This is a genomic window from Salinivibrio sp. SS3, from assembly GCF_001722105.1.
GTDB classification, from domain to species: Bacteria; Pseudomonadota; Gammaproteobacteria; order Enterobacterales; family Vibrionaceae; genus Salinivibrio; species Salinivibrio kushneri.
Map to the genome: position 1 here is coordinate 61,499 of NZ_MEBQ01000033.1, position 16,813 is coordinate 78,311.

At 51.6% G+C, this 16,813-nt stretch carries 17 protein-coding genes; 10 read left to right on the forward strand and 7 right to left on the reverse strand.

Annotated features, from left to right (window positions below; all coding sequences use genetic code 11):
• Positions 1–24: 24 nt before the first annotated feature.
• Positions 25–1,644, reverse strand: coding sequence for a methyl-accepting chemotaxis protein (locus tag BGL48_RS11195; protein WP_069362714.1), 1,620 nt, complete (start codon positions 1,642–1,644; stop codon positions 25–27).
• Between the two features lie 266 nt (positions 1,645–1,910).
• On the opposite strand from BGL48_RS11195, the gene queD reads away from it, so the two are divergent.
• Complete coding sequence (gene queD / locus BGL48_RS11200) at positions 1,911–2,273, forward strand: 6-carboxytetrahydropterin synthase QueD (RefSeq protein WP_069362715.1); 363 nt, start codon at positions 1,911–1,913, stop codon at positions 2,271–2,273.
• 165 nt (positions 2,274–2,438) lie between these two features.
• On the opposite strand, the gene queE is transcribed toward queD, so the two are convergent.
• Positions 2,439–3,104 carry a 7-carboxy-7-deazaguanine synthase QueE gene (gene queE / locus BGL48_RS11205; protein ID WP_069362716.1) on the reverse strand — a complete coding sequence of 222 codons (666 nt, stop codon included), beginning with the start codon at positions 3,102–3,104 and terminating at the stop codon, positions 2,439–2,441.
• Between the two features lie 264 nt (positions 3,105–3,368).
• Here queE and mlc point away from each other — a divergent pair, with 264 nt between their 5' ends.
• The gene (mlc, locus tag BGL48_RS11210; protein ID WP_069362717.1) at positions 3,369–4,583 is read left to right on the forward strand and encodes a sugar metabolism global transcriptional regulator Mlc; all 1,215 of its coding nucleotides are present in this window, start codon (positions 3,369–3,371) and stop codon (positions 4,581–4,583) included.
• 138 nt (positions 4,584–4,721) lie between these two features.
• Here mlc and sstT read toward each other — a convergent pair whose 3' ends face one another.
• The 4 genes from sstT to BGL48_RS11230 all read right to left on the reverse strand — a co-directional run bounded on the left by sstT (position 4,722) and on the right by BGL48_RS11230 (position 8,182).
• Positions 4,722–5,939 carry a serine/threonine transporter SstT gene (gene sstT / locus BGL48_RS11215; RefSeq protein WP_069362718.1) on the reverse strand — a complete coding sequence of 406 codons (1,218 nt, stop codon included), beginning with the start codon at positions 5,937–5,939 and terminating at the stop codon, positions 4,722–4,724.
• A gap of 306 nt (positions 5,940–6,245) precedes the next feature.
• Entirely contained in the window at positions 6,246–6,920 is a 675-nt protein-coding gene (locus tag BGL48_RS11220) for a ChrR family anti-sigma-E factor (protein WP_069362719.1), read from the reverse strand.
• The gene (locus tag BGL48_RS11225) at positions 6,917–7,549 is read right to left on the reverse strand and encodes a sigma-70 family RNA polymerase sigma factor (RefSeq protein WP_069362720.1); all 633 of its coding nucleotides are present in this window, start codon (positions 7,547–7,549) and stop codon (positions 6,917–6,919) included. The genes BGL48_RS11220 and BGL48_RS11225 overlap by 4 nt, the downstream gene beginning before the upstream one ends.
• 63 nt (positions 7,550–7,612) lie before the next feature.
• Positions 7,613–8,182, reverse strand: coding sequence for an LON peptidase substrate-binding domain-containing protein (locus tag BGL48_RS11230; protein WP_069362721.1), 570 nt, complete (start codon positions 8,180–8,182; stop codon positions 7,613–7,615).
• A gap of 156 nt (positions 8,183–8,338) precedes the next feature.
• Between BGL48_RS11230 and BGL48_RS11235 the strand changes: the two genes are divergently transcribed.
• From BGL48_RS11235 to BGL48_RS11250, 4 genes are all read left to right on the forward strand, one after another.
• Positions 8,339–9,136 carry a MetQ/NlpA family ABC transporter substrate-binding protein gene (locus tag BGL48_RS11235; RefSeq protein WP_069362722.1) on the forward strand — a complete coding sequence of 266 codons (798 nt, stop codon included), beginning with the start codon at positions 8,339–8,341 and terminating at the stop codon, positions 9,134–9,136.
• 174 nt (positions 9,137–9,310) lie between these two features.
• A complete protein-coding gene (locus BGL48_RS11240; protein ID WP_069362723.1) occupies positions 9,311–10,525 on the forward strand; it encodes a multidrug effflux MFS transporter in 1,215 nt (404 codons plus the stop codon).
• 23 nt (positions 10,526–10,548) lie between these two features.
• The gene (locus tag BGL48_RS11245; protein WP_069362745.1) at positions 10,549–11,064 is read left to right on the forward strand and encodes a GNAT family N-acetyltransferase; all 516 of its coding nucleotides are present in this window, start codon (positions 10,549–10,551) and stop codon (positions 11,062–11,064) included.
• Between the two features lie 128 nt (positions 11,065–11,192).
• A complete protein-coding gene (locus BGL48_RS11250; protein WP_240531889.1) occupies positions 11,193–11,618 on the forward strand; it encodes a VOC family protein in 426 nt (141 codons plus the stop codon).
• 83 nt (positions 11,619–11,701) lie between these two features.
• Here the strand turns inward: BGL48_RS11250 and bioA are convergent, their stop codons facing one another.
• Positions 11,702–12,976: an adenosylmethionine--8-amino-7-oxononanoate transaminase gene (gene bioA / locus BGL48_RS11255; protein ID WP_218089810.1), complete on the reverse strand. Its 1,275-nt coding sequence runs from the start codon at positions 12,974–12,976 to the stop codon at positions 11,702–11,704.
• Positions 12,977–13,084: 108 nt separating this feature from the next.
• Here bioA and bioB point away from each other — a divergent pair, with 108 nt between their 5' ends.
• From bioB to bioD, 4 genes are read left to right on the forward strand one after another with little or no spacing between them, the layout of a single operon-like run.
• The gene (bioB, locus tag BGL48_RS11260; RefSeq protein ID WP_069362726.1) at positions 13,085–14,137 is read left to right on the forward strand and encodes a biotin synthase BioB; all 1,053 of its coding nucleotides are present in this window, start codon (positions 13,085–13,087) and stop codon (positions 14,135–14,137) included.
• Between the two features lie 6 nt (positions 14,138–14,143).
• A complete protein-coding gene (locus BGL48_RS11265) occupies positions 14,144–15,358 on the forward strand; it encodes an 8-amino-7-oxononanoate synthase (protein WP_069362727.1) in 1,215 nt (404 codons plus the stop codon).
• Entirely contained in the window at positions 15,355–16,146 is a 792-nt protein-coding gene (gene bioC / locus BGL48_RS11270; RefSeq protein ID WP_083238570.1) for a malonyl-ACP O-methyltransferase BioC, read from the forward strand. The genes BGL48_RS11265 and bioC overlap by 4 nt, the downstream gene beginning before the upstream one ends.
• Entirely contained in the window at positions 16,139–16,813 is a 675-nt protein-coding gene (gene bioD, locus BGL48_RS11275; RefSeq protein ID WP_069362729.1) for a dethiobiotin synthase, read from the forward strand. Before bioC ends, bioD begins: the two co-directional genes overlap by 8 nt.

Consider the following 16,813-nt stretch of genomic DNA (forward strand, 5'->3'; position numbering starts at 1 on the left):
AGTTTACCTGTATCCTGTATAGCTTCAAGACTTAGGCGAGTCTGAGAGCTTAAATTGGCCAATTAATCCTTCTAACTGCTCAACCAGTTGCTCAAGATTCGCGCTAATCGCTTTGACTTCATTCGCATTGCTGGCGGTGTCATTCGCGTGGCTTTGGATTCGACCCACTTGAGAGAGGAGGGCATCGGTCATTTGCGCTTGGTGCTCGCTTTGCTGGCTAATGTCGTCCGCGTTGTTATTCACTGTAGTGACTTGATCGGCGATGTTGCCTAGCGCCTCAGAGAGCGCCATGACGGTTTCGCCGCGCTGATTAGCACTGTCACTGGTCGCTTCCACTGCTTGTGCCGAGGCTTCGCTACCTGCACACAGGTTCTCGATAATAGTCTGGATTTCTCCAGTGGCATCATGGCTGCGGCTAGCGAGGTTACGCACTTCTTCGGCGACGACCGCAAAACCGCGGCCTTGCTCGCCAGCACGTGCCGCTTCGATAGCGGCATTTAACGCGAGCAAGTTGGTTTGTTCGGCAATTTCACGAATCACGCCCAAAATGGTGGTCACTTGCTGGCTTTGCTGGTTCACATCCAAAATTTGGCTGCGTACCTGGCTAATATCTTCGACGAGTTTGCGAATATCATTGGCGGCAACATTGGCAAGATCACTGCCTTGATTGGCGCTGGTGGCGGCTGATTCACTCAGTTGCGCCGCCTCTTGGGTGCGGTTTTGAATATCATGCTGATGCTGTTGAACATTATCGATCGCCGATGACATATCATTGGTTTCATGACGTTGGCTATCGGCTAACTGATCAGTATGACCGGACACACGAATCAAGTTCATGGCCTCGGCTGACAGCGTCTCGGAGGTGCGCTGAACTTGTTGCAAGCTGGCAGAGAAGTTATCAAGCAACTGATCACAGCTATCACATAGCTCGCCAATTTCATCGCCTCGGGTATCATTGAGACGCTCCGCGAGGTTTTTATCATGGCTGGTACGTTTCATAAACGCAGAGACCCGCTTCAACGGAGACACCACCCAACGGCGGATCACAGTTAATGAGATCAGAAAACCGATCACAGCAATACTGCCCATGATCCCGGCAGTAATGAGCATTTCTTTATCTATGGTGCCGTAAAGCGGCTCGAGATCGTATTCCAGGCGAATCACCCCTAGCACTGTCCCTTCTTCGGCGACGTGGCACTGCAGACAGTTAGTCCCGCGATAATCGCTACTGGCTTTCATTGGCAGAGCAACCACGAGTCCTTTTTCACCGTTGCTGTCGACGGTTTCAACAATGGTTTCACCGTCTAGTGCGCGCTGATCAATCGCATCCTGTGGTGACTGCTCGGGATTGCCAGGGCCGAAAAAGCGAGTAATAGCGTCGGAACGGATCACTCGTGCCTCTTCAATGCCTTCATGAGAAAGCATTTTTTCGCGTAAGGTATTTCGTTGGCTAATGGTGCCCGTCAACATCAACATGTTAAGGCTATCAAAATAGTTAGAGGCTTTATCGAGCGTTTGCTGACTAACAATCGATGTCATCAGTGCCTTTTGCTGATGAGATTGGTAGGCCAAAGACGTGACGAGCACCAGAGCGAAAACAAGAAAAAGAGCAAGAAGAATTTTGCTCGCAAGGGTCATGCGCATGAGTCAACCATTTGTTATTAAGTTATAGATTTATCAGTTATAGCCTGTAGCCACTATGTTAAACCCAGAGTGCGCGAGTGGGGGAGTCCCCATATAAAATGTGTGATTTCATCGACGTAAATCGTCCTGTTATTGAGACACGAGTCCGCATTGTCGACTGAATGCCAGATTGGAATGTTAGCTGCGCTTAGCTGGCGAGGAAGCGATTGAGTCATCCGGCTAATTTGAGTAGCATGCGGCCTCTTATTGTTGTTGGAAGAGATAAAATGACCACCGAGTTGTTTAAAGAGTTCACCTTTGAAGCGGCACACCACCTTCCTAATGTCCCTGAGGGACACAAGTGTGGTCGTCTACATGGACACTCTTTTATCGTGCGTTTGTACGTAGAAGGTGAGGTGGATCCTCACACAGGCTGGGTAATTGATTTTGCGGAAATCAAAGCGGCGTTTAAGCCTATCTATAACCGCCTTGACCATTATTATCTCAATGAGATTGAAGGGCTGGAGAATCCGACCAGCGAAGTACTCGCACAGTGGATTTGGCAACAGGTTAAGCCAGATTTACCGTTACTCAGTAAAGTCATGGTCAAAGAGACCTGCACAGCCGGCTGTACCTATTACGGTGACTAAGGCGCGTGGCGTTGCACGAGTCACGGATCTGAGCGGCGGCGACCTAGGCCGTTGCTCTCCATATCAAGTGTGATACTTGGTTAGCGTGCGGCACCTTGGTCGCGCTAGAACGCCGTATAGCGCGTCCGGTGCGGTCAGGATGAGAGGGGTGTTTACCATCGATGCTCAGGCAATCGCCAGATACTTATGTGTCTGTATCGATAGCCGCCAACCTCGCTGAATGCAGGTATCAATGCACAGCTGGGTCGCGCGCGCTTTTTGACTCACCGGCTGTAACGCAATGGTCGCCGTATCAGGCGGCGGGCAGGTGGTGAGTAGCGCATCAAGCTGATCAATATCTTTCTCTGTTCCGACCGGGTGTTTCACTTCATTTGCCCGCGCCATTGCCTCTTTCAGCACTGGCAACTTCCCTCGCATATTGATTTTCGGAGACACAGTGACCCAGGTATTAGCCGACGCTTCAATCGGATAAGTACCACTCGTTTCTATTTGGCATTGGCAGCCAGCGGCTTCTAGCGCATGGGTTAACGGTTTTAAATCGTAAAGGCAAGGCTCACCACCGGTAATCACAATATGACGCGCGTGATAGCGGCTTAGAATGTCGGCGGTAATCGTATCAGCGCTGAGCCAGCACCAAGCGGGAGAGTCTTCAGACTTATCAATGATGAAAATCTTGTCTTTCCGATCTTTTTCATCGGTTTCCCAAGTTTGTTTGGTATCGCACCAGGCACAACCAACAGGGCAGCCTTGTAATCGGACAAACACAGAGGGAACCCCTGTAAACGTGCCTTCGCCCTGAATGGTTTCAAATATTTCGTTAACTCGGTACATGATGGTTGGTAGCGGTCGATGTAAAGCGCCACATTATGCCAATGAATACGGCTGAGATCTTGTTTTTTCACGCGTGATTAGCCGTTGAACAGCGTTACTGTTTAAGCGGGTTTTGTGAGTTTGTGCGCGATTTCAGCGATCTAAAGTGACCCACATCACGGGCTAGTGGCTTACTGCTTCACAATTAGTTCGCGAAGTAAAAAAATTCACGAAGACAGGTGGTATCAGGGGTATCACCATAGCCAAGCAGTTATAGGACAAGGCATGATTATTGGGCAGCCGGGACATATTGATCACATCAAGCGTAAAAATGCGGGGACGATTTATAATTTAATCGACCGTTTTGCCCCGATTTCTCGGATCGAACTGTCGAAACGCAGTCAATTAGCACCCGCCAGTATTACCAAAATTGTTCGAGAGTTGATGGACGCGCACTTGGTCAAAGAAACACAAATACAGGGTACCAGCATGCGTGGCCGGCCCGCTGTCGGCTTGGTGCTGGACAATGAGGGCTGGCAATTCTTATCCATGCGACTAGGGCGTGGTTATCTCACCATGGCACTGCACTCACTGAGTAGTGAAATCCTTATTCAAGAACGCCATGAAATTGATGTCATGGCGCAGGATGCCTTGCTTTCCACGGTGGTTGAATACGTAAAAGCCTTTTTCTCACGCCACCAAGGGACGGTCGATCGCGTGACCAGTATTGCGGTCTCGCTCCCTGGATTGGTGAACAGTGCGCAAGGCACAGTGATCCAGATGCCATACTTTGAGGTTGATCATATGCCGCTGGGGCCGGTGTTACATCGTGAGACGGGGCTGCCAGTATTTGTCGGTAACGATACGCGCTCGTGGGCGTTGGCAGAGAAGTTATTTGGCAACGCGAAAGAATCCGATAGTGCAGTGTTGGTGGCTGTTCATAATGGGGTCGGTGCCGGCATCATACTCGAGGGTAAAGTCCTTCAAGGGCGTATTGGCAATGTGGGCGAGTTGGGCCACATCCAGATTAAGCCTTTCGGCAAACGCTGTTTTTGCGGTAATTATGGTTGCCTTGAGACGGTCGCCAGTCTCTCTGCCGTGTATGAACAGGTACAGACGCTACTGGATGAGGGGCACGCGAGCCAGTTACAGGGTCAACCATTAACCATAGACGGCATTTGCGACGCGGCGGTGGCAGGCGATGGGCTCGCGCATCAGGTGATCACTGAGTTGGGGCATCACCTGGGTACGGCTATCGCGATTGTAGTGAATTTATTCAATCCAGAAAAAATACTCTTTGGCGGAGAGTTTAATCGTGCCAAGAGCGTGCTTTATCCCGCGATTATGGAGTGTTTAAAGACCCAAACCATCCCGTTATATAGTAAGCACCTGGTGTTGGAAGAGAGCTATTTTTACACCCAAGCCACCATGCCTGGCGCGGCGATGGTCAAACAAGCCATGTACGATGGCAATTTGCTGATGAAAGTGCTGGAAGGATAGGCGTCGTCGTTTCAGTGCTATGACGCCTGGTAACGCTGAAAAACTAACCTGAATGATGGCTTTGTCCTGTCTATCAGAGATAAAAAAAGCAGGTGATTCGCACCTGCTTTTGTGAAAGTGTTTCTTTAAATAGCGATGTTAACTATTTTTTCTTTCTTCAGCCATGCAAGCGGCTGCGGTAAATACCACATCGGTTGAGCTATTGAGGCCGGTTTCCGCGGAATCTTGCAAGACGCCAATGGTAAAGCCAATCCCTACCACCTGCATAGCAATCTCTTGTGGGATCCCGAACAAGTTACAGGCCAGTGGGATCAACAGCAATGAGCCGCCGGCCACACCAGATGCACCACAGGCTGATACTGCCGCGACAATACTCAGTAGCACCGCGGTGGCGATATCCACCTCAATGCCCAGTGTATGAACCGCCGCTAACGTCAATACGGTAATGGTGATCGCCGCACCGCCCATGTTAATGGTTGCACCCAGTGGAATCGAAACCGAGTAGGTGTCTTCATCCAACTCAAGACGGCGACATAGTTGCATATTCACCGGGATGTTAGCGGCTGAACTACGGGTAAAGAAGGCGGTTATGCCACTTTCACGTAGGCATTTTAAAACCAGTGGGTAGGGGTTTTGACCTGTTTTGAAGTACACAATCGCTGGATTAACCACCAATGCGATGGTGAACATGCTACCCAATAGCACACCGAGAAGGTGCATATAACCTGCTAGGGCATCAAAGCCACTTTTAGCCAGTGTGCTGGCGACCAAACCGAAGATACCCAAAGGCGCAAAACGGATCACAAAGCGCACGATCATCGACACGCCTTCTGACACGTCGGAAAATACGCGCTTGGTTTCATTTGATGCGTGGTGCAAAGCAATCCCCAAACCGATCGCCCAAGCGAGGATCCCGATGTAGTTACCGTTCATCAATGCACTGACTGGATTATCCACGATATTGAAAAGCAAGGTGCTTAATACCTGGCCAATCCCTTCTGGTGGGGTGATGCTGGCATCTGTGGTGGCAAATTCCAAGGTTGTTGGGAATAAGAAACTCATGGTGACTGCCGTCAGTGAGGCAGCCAGCGTACCGACAAGATATAGACCAATAATGGGACGCATGTTGGCGCGCTGTCCTTGCTTTTGGTTAGCAATGGAAGCTGCCACTAAAACGAAGACCAAAATGGGGGCGACGGCTTTCAACGCGCTGACAAAGAGTTGTCCGAACAGCCCTGCATTCGCTGCCCACTCAGGAGACAGGTATGCAAGGACACCGCCGGCAAGAATACCGACAAGGATTTGAAGTACCAACGAGTTGCCTCGGCTGACACTGGCGAGTTGTGTTTGACTCATGTGACTCTCACTTCACTGTGTTTATTATCAATGGCTGTTAATGAATCGTTAGAAGTGACGAATTAAACCAGTTTGATTCACCTGATGTAAAGGGAAAATTACTACTTTGCACTAGTTATGTAGGGTTGAGGCGGAGAGTTGTCATTAAGTAAAGGTTTACCAGGTGTAATTATTCTGTTATCGCTGCGAGATTAATGATGATAACGGGGAGCTTCGCCGAGTAAATGCATGCATTCTCTTGCCTCTTTAGCATAAAAAAAGGCGGCTTCGCAGCCGCCAGAAGGATAACAACTAACACAGAAATTTTTAGTAAATCGCATGTCCCACGGTATTGAGTAGTTTGCTTACGCCTTTAGTGAAATAGAGCGGCGCATTCGCAACCGTGTAGCATAGGCAGCCTTGTTGGGTGAATGGCGTATGGTGATGACGACTATCGAGCAAGATAAAATCGCCCGGCACGTATTCACCGCTTTCATCTTCGAAGGTACCGTCAAGCAGCAGTGTTAATTCATAACCTTTGTGGGTGTGCGCTGGCACCGAGCCGCCTTCATCAATATGAAGGAAACTGGCACGTGTTGCCCCTTCATCAAGGTTCAACCGGGCGCGCTGCACTTTGCCAAATGATGACCAGTTGGAATCACTAAAGCGTTGTAGCGCGCGTGGCAGTGTGTAGGTTTTGTCACTGACACTTATTTGTGTTGCACGGACGGGTGCTTGTGCATCGACGGCACCATCATTGGCGGCCGTATCTTCGAAAATGGCAGCAAGCATTTCGTCTTCAGCCGCATAATCCCAATCAGTAGCGGCCGTTTCTTCCTCGTCGAACACGGTCTGTGCAAGCGAAGCTTCTGCAGCGGCGACATATGCTTGGCATTCCTGGCAAAGCTCAACATGCGCTGACAACGCAATCGCCATCGAGGTGGGCAGTTTGCCAGCTGCAAACGCATCAAGTAAATCGGTCGATGGGTGATATTTAATCATTGTTTTACCTCCAGGTGATTGCGGAGCTTTTCCAGACCTAAACGCAATCGGGATTTTACGGTGCCCAGCGGCACGTTCAACTGTTCTGACAACTCTTGATGGGTAAGCTGTTTCAGATAAACGCCTCTTACCACTTGTTGTTGCACGTCGGGTAACTCATCAATGAACGACAGCAACTCTTGATCCATCATATATTGCGCACCCGCATCCGATTCATTGTCCTGCTGGCCGGATTCGAGCACGGGCCAAATATCATCACTGAAATTGTCTTCCCGGTTCGATTGCACCTTACGCAACATATCAAAGCTAATATTACGCATAATGGTGAACACCCACGTGGTCGCTGCGCCTTTGTCCGAGTTATACAAGTGGGCTTTGCGCCACACCACTAACATGGTTTCTTGTACCAATTCCATCGCCTGGCCGTCAGCACGAAGGTGCTTGGCACCGTACGAGCGGATCTTGGGACCAAAAAACCGGAAAAGACGTTCAAAAGCGGCGCGGTCGCGCTTCTCCGAGACTTTTAATAATAATGCAGACAACTCTTCCTTCGTCACGTCAGTCATGTTGGCACGCGTGTCCCGTCTGGAAATGGTGGTCTCAGTATACATGGTTTGTGGCGCAGTCATAGTTGAGTCCTATCTGTCGTAGCCGTCCATTTGGCTACCAGTACGTGAGTAGCAGTGATTGGATCACTCGACTTCCTCTTCGAGCAGCTGACTGATGAATTGTTTCGCTTCTTCTGCCGATTCTTGCGCTATAAACCATTGTTTTTGCGCATTAGAAAGCGGCAATATCTCCAGCCAACGCTGACAGCTCCAAGTTAAGTCGTCGAAAGGGGCCGCCTCATATTGCTCTGCGTGCTCAGGATGGGCCGCAAAGACATGTTTTAGCCCGGCAGCAATATGCGCTTTATCGTCGGCTTGGTCATCATCCAAATACTCGTCATGAGGCCAATCATTGAGAGCCCGTATGTCACCCACCCACAACTTATCGGCTTCTTGATCGGTCGATAGAATTTCCACACGTTGACGGCCGGCGATCGTAATCCCCAATAAACCGTCAGAGAGTGTTTCAAAATCGACAATGTCGACCAGTGTGCCGTATTTGTACAGGCGTTTTCCCTGCATCATTGCCAGCACGAACCCCTCTTGGTTTGCAGAGCACTCTCGGACGAGGCGTAAATAACGGGGTTCAAAAATGCGCAGTTTTGCCCTGCCACCCGGTAGCAAAAACAGGGGCAAAGGAAACAGCTTAGTCATACTTATGCCTCCTTCTATTGATTCAACATGCTCCCCACTACGCGTCGTGGGGCGCATGCGATCAAGATAGGCTTTGGATGGCGCTAATCATATTGACATTGATTGCTGCTGTGGCATTCTGGACGTCTAAATGGCCGGTCAAAAAAGGTAAAGGGAATGAAGATAAAACAACTTGGTGTCAGTCTCGCGTCACTGCTCGTCGCGGTATTGCTCTCAGGATGCGCTGAGGAGAATGAAACGATTAAAATTGGCGCGACGGTAGGTCCCCACGCGCAAGTGGTTGAGTCGGTGGCTAAGCAAGCGAAAGAGGAGGGGATTGATGTTGAGGTCGTGGAGTTCTCCGACTATATCTCGCCTAATGCAGGCTTAGCGGATGGCAGCTTGGATTTAAACAGTTATCAGCATCAGCCGTTTCTTGATAATTTTAACCAAAACCACGATAGCGAGTTGGTATCGATTGGTCGTTCGATCTTAATGCGGATGGGGATTTATTCTGACAAAGTCGACAATATTGAGGCGTTAGCAAATGGCGCACACATTGCGATCCCCAATGATCCCACTAATGCCGGTCGCGCGCTGTTATTGCTGGAAGACGCAGGTTTGATTACTTTGGCTGACAATGTTGGCTTTAAAGCCACGCTTCAGGACGTTCAATCCAACCCTAAACAGCTCGAATTTGTTGAAGTCGAGGCCGCACAACTGCCGCGCAGCTTACAAGATGTCGATGCCGCGGCGATCACTATGAACTATGTGATGTCATCAGGGCTTGATCCGAGCGAGCAGGGCATTTTCTTGGAATCCAAAAATGCGCCTCTCGCGGTGATGGTAGTGGCCGCGCGCAAAGACGACCAAGATAACCCGACGTATCAGCGATTACTCGCGTTATTCCAGTCCGACAAAACACGTCAATTTTTGCAAGACACCTTCAATGGCACCATAGAGCCAGCATTCTAAATCACCGTCACCCCATATAATCGGTCAGTGCAATGCTGGCCGATAGCCAAACGTCACTATTTGTTTACCACTCATACAGTTATTGCTGCTACCATAGTAGCTATTCGCTGATCCACCCTGTGTTAGGGTCGCGAGATCTACCTCCCCACATCACTAAAACGCATAGGAAACTGGATGCAATCGGCTAGTCGCCCATTTAATTGGTCGCCCGTATTGCTGGCATGCCTGACCGTCAGCATTGGGCAATTCAGCATGGGCTTAGTATTTCCGTCTTTGCCCTGGATAGCTCGTGATTTCAACCTCAGTATGGACAATGTCCAGCTACTGATCTCTGCCTATCTACTCGGGTTCGGGCCATCACAGTTTATCTATGGGCCTATCTCAGATGCGCTTGGTCGTCGCCGTGTATTGTTAGCCGGTGTATTACTCTCTTTGATTGGCTTAACCGTGATGGTGAGCTTTAGCGCCAGTTTCACGGGGTTGGTCATTGGCCGCTGTATTCAAGGAATGGGAACCGGCTGCTGTGCCGTGCTCTCACGCGCCTTTACGCGTGACTCGTATTCGGGGGATCAACTGCCGCAAGCGATGTCGTATTTGATTATGGTGGCGTCGTTCACGCCCATCGTGGCGCCCGTTATTGGCGGGTTCGTTAACCACAATCTAGGCTGGCTGGCGATCTTTATTTTGCTGATGGTGTACACCAGCTTGGTGTGGTGCGTGCTGTTTTTTCTGTTCAAAGAGAGCATGCACGCCCGTTCACCCTTGCCCAATGTGAAGGTGATACTTGGCCGCTATGGCGCACTGCTAAAAACACCATACTTTCTCTATTTCGCCAGTATTAGCTGGCTGAACTTTACCTTGGTGATCACCACGGTGTCGCTGATGCCGTTTTTAATGCAAGAGCGCATCGGGATGACCTCGGATCAATATGCGCTGTGGGCGCTTATTCCCACGTGTGGCTTATTGCTAGGTAGTACGCTAGTGTCGCGCATTCGCCCGCGTTTGGGTACTAAGCGTATGCTACTGATGGCACCGATGATGCAGCTCACCTCTGCGGTTTGGTTATGGCTGACTCCGATGGACCCTTTACTGCTGATGATCGGGCAGTTCTTTATGGTATTTGGTAACGGGATTGCGTTGCCGTGCGCTCAGTCGCAGGTGATGCAGCCTTACTCTAACCAAGCCGGTACCGTCGCTGCGCTCTCCGGTGGCGGACAGATGATTATTTCTGCGTTGATGAGTATGGCGCTATTGGGTTTGGGCGTTAGCGAAGCCTGGCACCTTGGTATAGTGGTGGGCGTATTTGCGCTGCTTTCTGTTCACAATATTTTCCGCGGTTTTGCCGCCCCGAAAGTCAACGTCGCCAGTACCCCGAGTGAGGCATCATGACAAATACGACATTGGAAAAGGGCATGTTTCCATTCATAACTCCGCGCCTGAGCATGCGGCCAATGATCAAAGCGGACTGGGCGTTGTTCCACCGCCTACACACAGACAATGCCGTCATTGCACAATGTTTTGATCCTATGCCACTAGATGAGATTGAAGCCCGATTTGAGCAACGGCTCACACCCTGGTCTCCGGACGCTAAGCACTGGTTGTGCTTGGTGTTTGTAGAGACGGCGACACAAACGCCAATTGGCGTCACCGGCTTTTTGCTTGAGCAGGATGTTGCTGAAGTCGGCTATTTACTGTTGCCGCCTTATCACGGGCGAGGCTATGGGACTGAGTCTTTGCAGGCCGTCACCGATTTTGCCATCCATCGTGTTGGTGCGCGAACCATCAATGCGACGGTGACCGCGGGTAATCTTGCCTCTGCGCGTGTGCTAGAAAAGGTAGGGTTTCAACTCAGTCGTATTGACCCCGATGCCTTTGCCATTGGCGGTGTTTGTTACGACGACTGGATCTACACCTATACCGCAGCATGATTTAAGTGTTTCCCCAGACTACTGATTTTGTTTTTGTTCGTTGACCTCAAGTTATATTGAGGTTTTAACCTTGATCTCGATGTTAGCTTTCCAAGCTCAGTTTTCGATAGCACGGATAAAGGGAATGAATGATGACAACAATCGAACACGTAAATATGACTGTGGTAGACATGGATGCGGCGTTAGCGTTTTTGGCGGTGGCTGTCCCCGATTTTAAAATTCGCCAAGATGCCCAATCGCCAAAAGGATATCGTTGGGTGCATGTGGGCAATGAGCACTGCTACTTTGCACTGCAAGAGCCCAACCCAAGTTCAGAGCCCAGCATACAGCCACGCAGTACCTACAAATCTCAAGGCGTGAATCATATTGGTCTGATCATTGATGACATCGATACCATCCGCGAACGCCTGCTTGAAAAAGGTTATCAACCCAATGGCTCAATGGCGCACGAAACCCACCGCAAGCGGATGTACTTCTATGACAAAGCCGGTTTTGAGTGGGAATTGGTCGCTTACTCATCCGACAAAACTGAAGAAAGATACCTCTACGAGTAACGCACAAAGCCGCACCGCTCGCTTTCCCAGAAAGAAAAACACCGCCCCATCTTCAACGGGGCGGTGTGTGCGTTATCGGCTCTCTACTCACCAAAAAACTGCTTAATTGCGGTGATCATACCTTGGGTGAGTTGGTCGAGTTGGTCGTCGCGGATGCAATAAGGTGGCATCACATACACCAGTTTGCCGAACGGGCGAACCCAAATGCCTTGGGCGGTCATCAAGGGCTGAATATCGGCCAGGTTCACCGGTTTGGTCAGCTCTATCACGCCAACTGCGCCAAGCACACGCACGTCTGCCACAGATTCCAATGCGCGAGCAGGCGCTAAGCCAGTTTTCAGCTGCTGCTCGATGTGCGCGACCGTCTGCGGCCAGTTACTTTCTAACAAGGTATCAATGCTGGCGCAGGCCACGGCACAGGCGAGTGGGTTGCCCATAAAGGTGGGACCGTGCATAAAACAGCCTGCATCACCGCTGCAGACGGTATCAGCCACATGGCGGGTGGTGAGCGTGGCGGCCAAGGTCATGTAGCCACCGGTCAGTGCTTTACCGACGCAGAGTATATCTGGGCTGATCCCCGCGTGGTCGCAGGCAAATAGTTTTCCTGTTCGGCCAAATCCGGTGGCGATTTCATCCACAATCAGCAGTACATCAAATTCATCGCACAGAGCGCGCACTTGACGCAGGTATTCGGGATGATAAAAGCGCATTCCACCTGCGCCTTGCACGATGGGCTCTAAGATCACCGCGGCCAGTTGGCCGTGATGGGCGGCGAGTGCGTCGCGCATAGGCTGTATGTCGCTAGGATCCCACTCACCGTCAAAGCGGCTTTGTGGCGATGGCACAAAATGATGCTGGGGCAGAAACCCTTTGTAGAGTTTGTGCATCGAATTATCAGGATCCGTCACCGACATGGCGGCGAACGTGTCGCCATGATAGCCATGACGCAAGGTCAAAAACTGTGCGCGTGACTCGCCGCGTCCCTGCCAATATTGCATCGCCATTTTAAGCGCTACTTCTACTGATACCGATCCTGAATCGGCCAAAAACACTTGAGTGAGCGGGGCGGGTGAATGCGCAACCAAGCGCTCACAAAGCGATACCGCGGGCTGGTGGGTGAGCCCGCCAAACATCACATGCGACATCTTATCGATTTGCTGATGCGCTGAGGCGTTCAGAGCAGGGTGGTTGTAGCCGTGAATGGCTGCCCACCATGACGACATGCCATCAATCAAAGCGGTGCCGTCCTCAAGATATAGCTCGGCGCCGCTTGCGTGTGAGACAGGTAAGCAAGGCAAAGGGTCGAGCGTTGAAGTGTAGGGGTGCCAGATATGTTCACGGTCAAAATGGGTGTTGATGCTCATAAATAAATCAGATGTAAACCAGTGTGATCTTGTTGTGTTGACAGGTTAACGTCTGTGGGTAGACTAGCCAAGCATTAAAACGACAACAACGGGGAAAACCGCGTGGAAATAAGACACAACTGGACCGCACAGGAAGTGCAAGCATTGTTCGATAAACCCTTCATGGATTTGCTGTTTGACGCGCAGCAAGTGCATCGTGAATATCATCCTGCCAACCAAGTGCAAGTCAGCACGCTGTTATCGATCAAAACCGGCGCGTGTCCAGAAGATTGCAAATACTGTCCGCAAAGTGCGCGGTATCGCACCGATGTTGAGAAAGAGCGCTTAATGGAAGTGGAACGCGTGCTTGAAGCGGCGGAAAAAGCCAAAGCCTCAGGCGCGACGCGCTTTTGCATGGGGGCCGCTTGGAAAAATCCCAAGCAACGCGATATGCCATATTTGCTCGATATGATCCAAGGCGTCAAAGGATTAGGGTTGGAAACCTGCATGACACTGGGCATGTTGGATGCCGAGCAAGCCAAGACCTTGTCGGAGGCGGGACTGGATTACTACAACCACAATCTCGATACCTCTCCTGAGTTTTACGGCAACATTATTACCACGCGGACGTATCAAGAGCGCCTCGATACCTTATCCAACGTGCGAGACGCGGGAATGAAGGTGTGTTCCGGCGGCATTATTGGCCTGGGCGAAAGTGCCCGCGATCGCGCTGGTTTGCTGGTCGAGCTGGCCAATATGCCTGCTCACCCAGAAAGCGTGCCGATTAACATGCTGGTTAAAGTGAAAGGCACACCGCTTGAGAACGTCGATGACGTCGACCCGTTCGATTTCGTCCGCATTATCGCGGTGGCGCGGATCATGATGCCCAAATCGGCAGTGCGGCTGTCTGCCGGACGCGAAGACATGAACGAGCAAATGCAAACCTTGTGCTTTATGGCGGGCGCCAACTCGATATTCTACGGTTGTAAGCTGTTGACCACACCAAACCCAGACGAAGACGCGGACATGCAGCTATTTAAAAAGCTGGGTATCAATCGCGAAGCGGTCAGCCAAAAGCCCGATCAAGTCACTGAGCACGACTTACTTGAGCAAGTGGCCGAGCGAGTGGCATCGCGCCCGCAAGAAGGCGATCTGTTCTACGATGCCAGTGTCTAAATCCCCATGACTGATACAACATCAGCGCTGATCCGCCGTTATCAGGATGAACTGGCCGCACGCCAGCAACAAGACCTATGGCGGCAAAGTGGTGACAATGCCGTCGCCGAGTCATGGCGCAACTTTGCCGGTAATGATTACTTGGGCCTCGCGCAAGACCCGCGGCTGGTGAAAAAGGCGCAGCAGCATCTTGAACGTTGGGGCGTGGGCGCAACGGCTTCACCGGTGGTATCTGGTTATACCGCAGCGCATCAATCCCTTTGCGAACAGCTATGTGACTGGCTGGGTTACCCGCAAGCAATATTGTTTAACAGTGGTTTTGCCGCCAACCAGGCGTTGCTGTTTACGCTGTTAGGTAAAGACGATGCCTTGTTTCAAGACAAACTCAACCATGCCTCCTTGATTGAGGCTGGCGTATTGAGCCCTGCCACCCAGCGGCGTTTTCGTCACAACGACATGGCACACCTTCGCCAACTGCTCGCGAAGCAAACCCAGCCTTCCGCATCGCTGATTGTCTCGGAAGGGGTATTTAGCATGGATGGCGATGTGTCGCCAACCGAAAGTCTTGCCACGATTGCTAACCAATCGGGCGCGCTCTGGGCTCTGGATGACGCGCATGGGATTGGCGTGTTAGGGCAAGAAGGCGAGGGCAGTATCAGTCGTGGCGCGCGGCCGGATATTTTAATCGTGACGTTTGGAAAAGCCCTGGGCGTCGCCGGCGCGGCAGTGCTGGCTTCTCCCACCATTATTGACTATTTACACCAGTTCGCTCGCCATTATGTGTACTCGACGGCTATGCCACCGGCGCAAGCGGCACTCATTGAGGATGCGATTAGACTGGCACGAACAGAGCACTGGCGGCGAGAAATACTCAGCGCCCATGCTGAACAGTTGGCGCAAGGGCTCCACGACTGGTTAGAGACGACGTCTGTTTTCGAACCCCCCGCTGGTAATCGGCAGCCTTTACCGCGACTGCTTGCGACACCTAGCCCAATCAAGCCGCTGATTATCGGCGACTTGGCAGCGTTACAGCAGGTGAATCACGCCTTGATGAAGGCGCACATTCGAGTAGGAGCGATTCGACCACCGACTGTGCCTGCCAACACCGCACGCCTGCGGATCAGCCTATCTGCGCAGCATCAAAAAACAGATATCACCGCGCTGATTGAGGCGCTTAAGCCGGTATTAGCGAGCGACAAAGCGTGTTGGGTGACAGCATGACCGTCGCCGATAAACAAGCGATTGCTCGAGCGTTTGGTCGCGCCGCGCCCCATTATGACGACAGTGCGACGCTGCAGCGCCGTGTCGGTCATCGGTTAATGGCATTGGCTGAGTCAGAGCAAAAGGCTGTCCGCCTCGGCACCGTCTTAGATGTCGGCTGTGGCACCGGCTATTTCACCCAGCAGTGGATGACTCACGCTAAGACAGTGATTGGACTGGATCTCAGCGCTCCTATGCTTGCAACGGCAAAAGCGCGCTGCGGCGATACCATGCTAGGCGTACAAGCTGATGCGGAGCATTTGCCGCTGGCTGATAACAGTGTCGATCTGGCATTTAGCTCGTTAGCGCTGCAATGGTGTGACGATTTGCACGTGCCATTGGCGGAGCTGAGTCGGGTCGTGAAACCCGGCGGGCAAATTCTTGTCTCGACATTGCTCACCGGATCCTTGTGTGAACTCGACAGCGCGTGGCAACAAGCATGCGGCACGTCACGGGTGAACCGCTTTATCACGTTATCTGGATTACAGCAGGCGACCCAACGCGCCGGACTGACGCACGCAACCGTGTTGCAAGAAAGCGAACAGCTGACCTTTGCCAATGCCCATGCGGTGATGAAAAGCTTAAAAGGCATTGGCGCCACCTATCGCCCGCAAGGGGCGGGGCAAGGGCTGGCGACAAGAGCGCAGTTTAGCGCGGTAGAAAAGGCGTATCAGCGTTTTGCACTCGCCGCCAACACCTTACCGGCGACCTATCAAATTGGCTACATAGTGATTCACCATCATGCATGACAGTTACTTTATTACCGGCACCGACACCGAAGTAGGGAAAACCTATACCACGGCGGCGCTGTTGCACGCTTTTATCGCAAAGGGCTATCAAGCGGTGGGCTACAAGCCTGTCGCCGCCGGTGCCGATTTAGCGTCTGATCACCAACTAAATAGTGACGCTGTCACTTTAAAGCATGCCAGTGCGATTGCATTGCCGTATGCCGCGATCAACCCAGTGTTGTTAGAAACGCCGTGTTCGCCGCACTGGGCGGCCGTGTTAGCCAACAAGCCCATCGATACCCAGATGTTGAGCGATGGGCTCGCGCATTTAAAACAGCAGGCCAGCCCAGTATTGGTAGAAGGGGCTGGAGGCTGGCAAGTGCCACTGAGTGAGACTGAAACGCTAGCCGATTGGGTGGTTATCCACCAACTGCCAGTGATCATGGTGGTGGGGATTAAACTTGGCTGTTTAAACCATGCTTTGCTTACCGCAGAGGCCATACGTGCACGCGGGCTTACGTTAGCTGGATGGGTGGCAAACGCCGTTGATCCCAAGGCGCAGCACAGTGACGAAATGATGCGCTATCTGGATGCGCATTTAGATGCGCCTTGTCTCGGGCACTTGCCGTTTGCTGCCGATGCCTCGCCAGCACAATGCGCGATCCACTTAGATATTACGCCGTTGTAA

Bases quoted from the DNA above. Each gene is read 5' to 3' on its own strand.
- bioD (WP_069362729.1), top strand. From the start codon at position 16,139: ATGCATGACAGTTACTTTATTACCGGCACCGACACCGAAGTAGGGAAA.
- queE (WP_069362716.1), bottom strand. From the start codon at position 3,104: ATGTACCGAGTTAACGAAATATTTGAAACCATTCAGGGCGAAGGCACG.
- sstT (WP_069362718.1), bottom strand. From the start codon at position 5,939: ATGAGTCAAACACAACTCGCCAGTGTCAGCCGAGGCAACTCGTTGGTA.
- BGL48_RS11240 (WP_069362723.1), top strand. From the start codon at position 9,311: ATGCAATCGGCTAGTCGCCCATTTAATTGGTCGCCCGTATTGCTGGCA.
- BGL48_RS11265 (WP_069362727.1), top strand. From the start codon at position 14,144: ATGACTGATACAACATCAGCGCTGATCCGCCGTTATCAGGATGAACTG.
- BGL48_RS11195 (WP_069362714.1), bottom strand. From the start codon at position 1,644: ATGCGCATGACCCTTGCGAGCAAAATTCTTCTTGCTCTTTTTCTTGTT.
- BGL48_RS11220 (WP_069362719.1), bottom strand. From the start codon at position 6,920: ATGATTAAATATCACCCATCGACCGATTTACTTGATGCGTTTGCAGCT.
- BGL48_RS11225 (WP_069362720.1), bottom strand. From the start codon at position 7,549: ATGACTGCGCCACAAACCATGTATACTGAGACCACCATTTCCAGACGG.
- BGL48_RS11250 (WP_240531889.1), top strand. From the start codon at position 11,193: ATGATGACAACAATCGAACACGTAAATATGACTGTGGTAGACATGGAT.
- bioC (WP_083238570.1), top strand. From the start codon at position 15,355: ATGACCGTCGCCGATAAACAAGCGATTGCTCGAGCGTTTGGTCGCGCC.
- mlc (WP_069362717.1), top strand. From the start codon at position 3,369: ATGATTATTGGGCAGCCGGGACATATTGATCACATCAAGCGTAAAAAT.
- queD (WP_069362715.1), top strand. From the start codon at position 1,911: ATGACCACCGAGTTGTTTAAAGAGTTCACCTTTGAAGCGGCACACCAC.
- BGL48_RS11245 (WP_069362745.1), top strand. From the start codon at position 10,549: ATGTTTCCATTCATAACTCCGCGCCTGAGCATGCGGCCAATGATCAAA.
- BGL48_RS11230 (WP_069362721.1), bottom strand. From the start codon at position 8,182: ATGACTAAGCTGTTTCCTTTGCCCCTGTTTTTGCTACCGGGTGGCAGG.
- BGL48_RS11235 (WP_069362722.1), top strand. From the start codon at position 8,339: ATGAAGATAAAACAACTTGGTGTCAGTCTCGCGTCACTGCTCGTCGCG.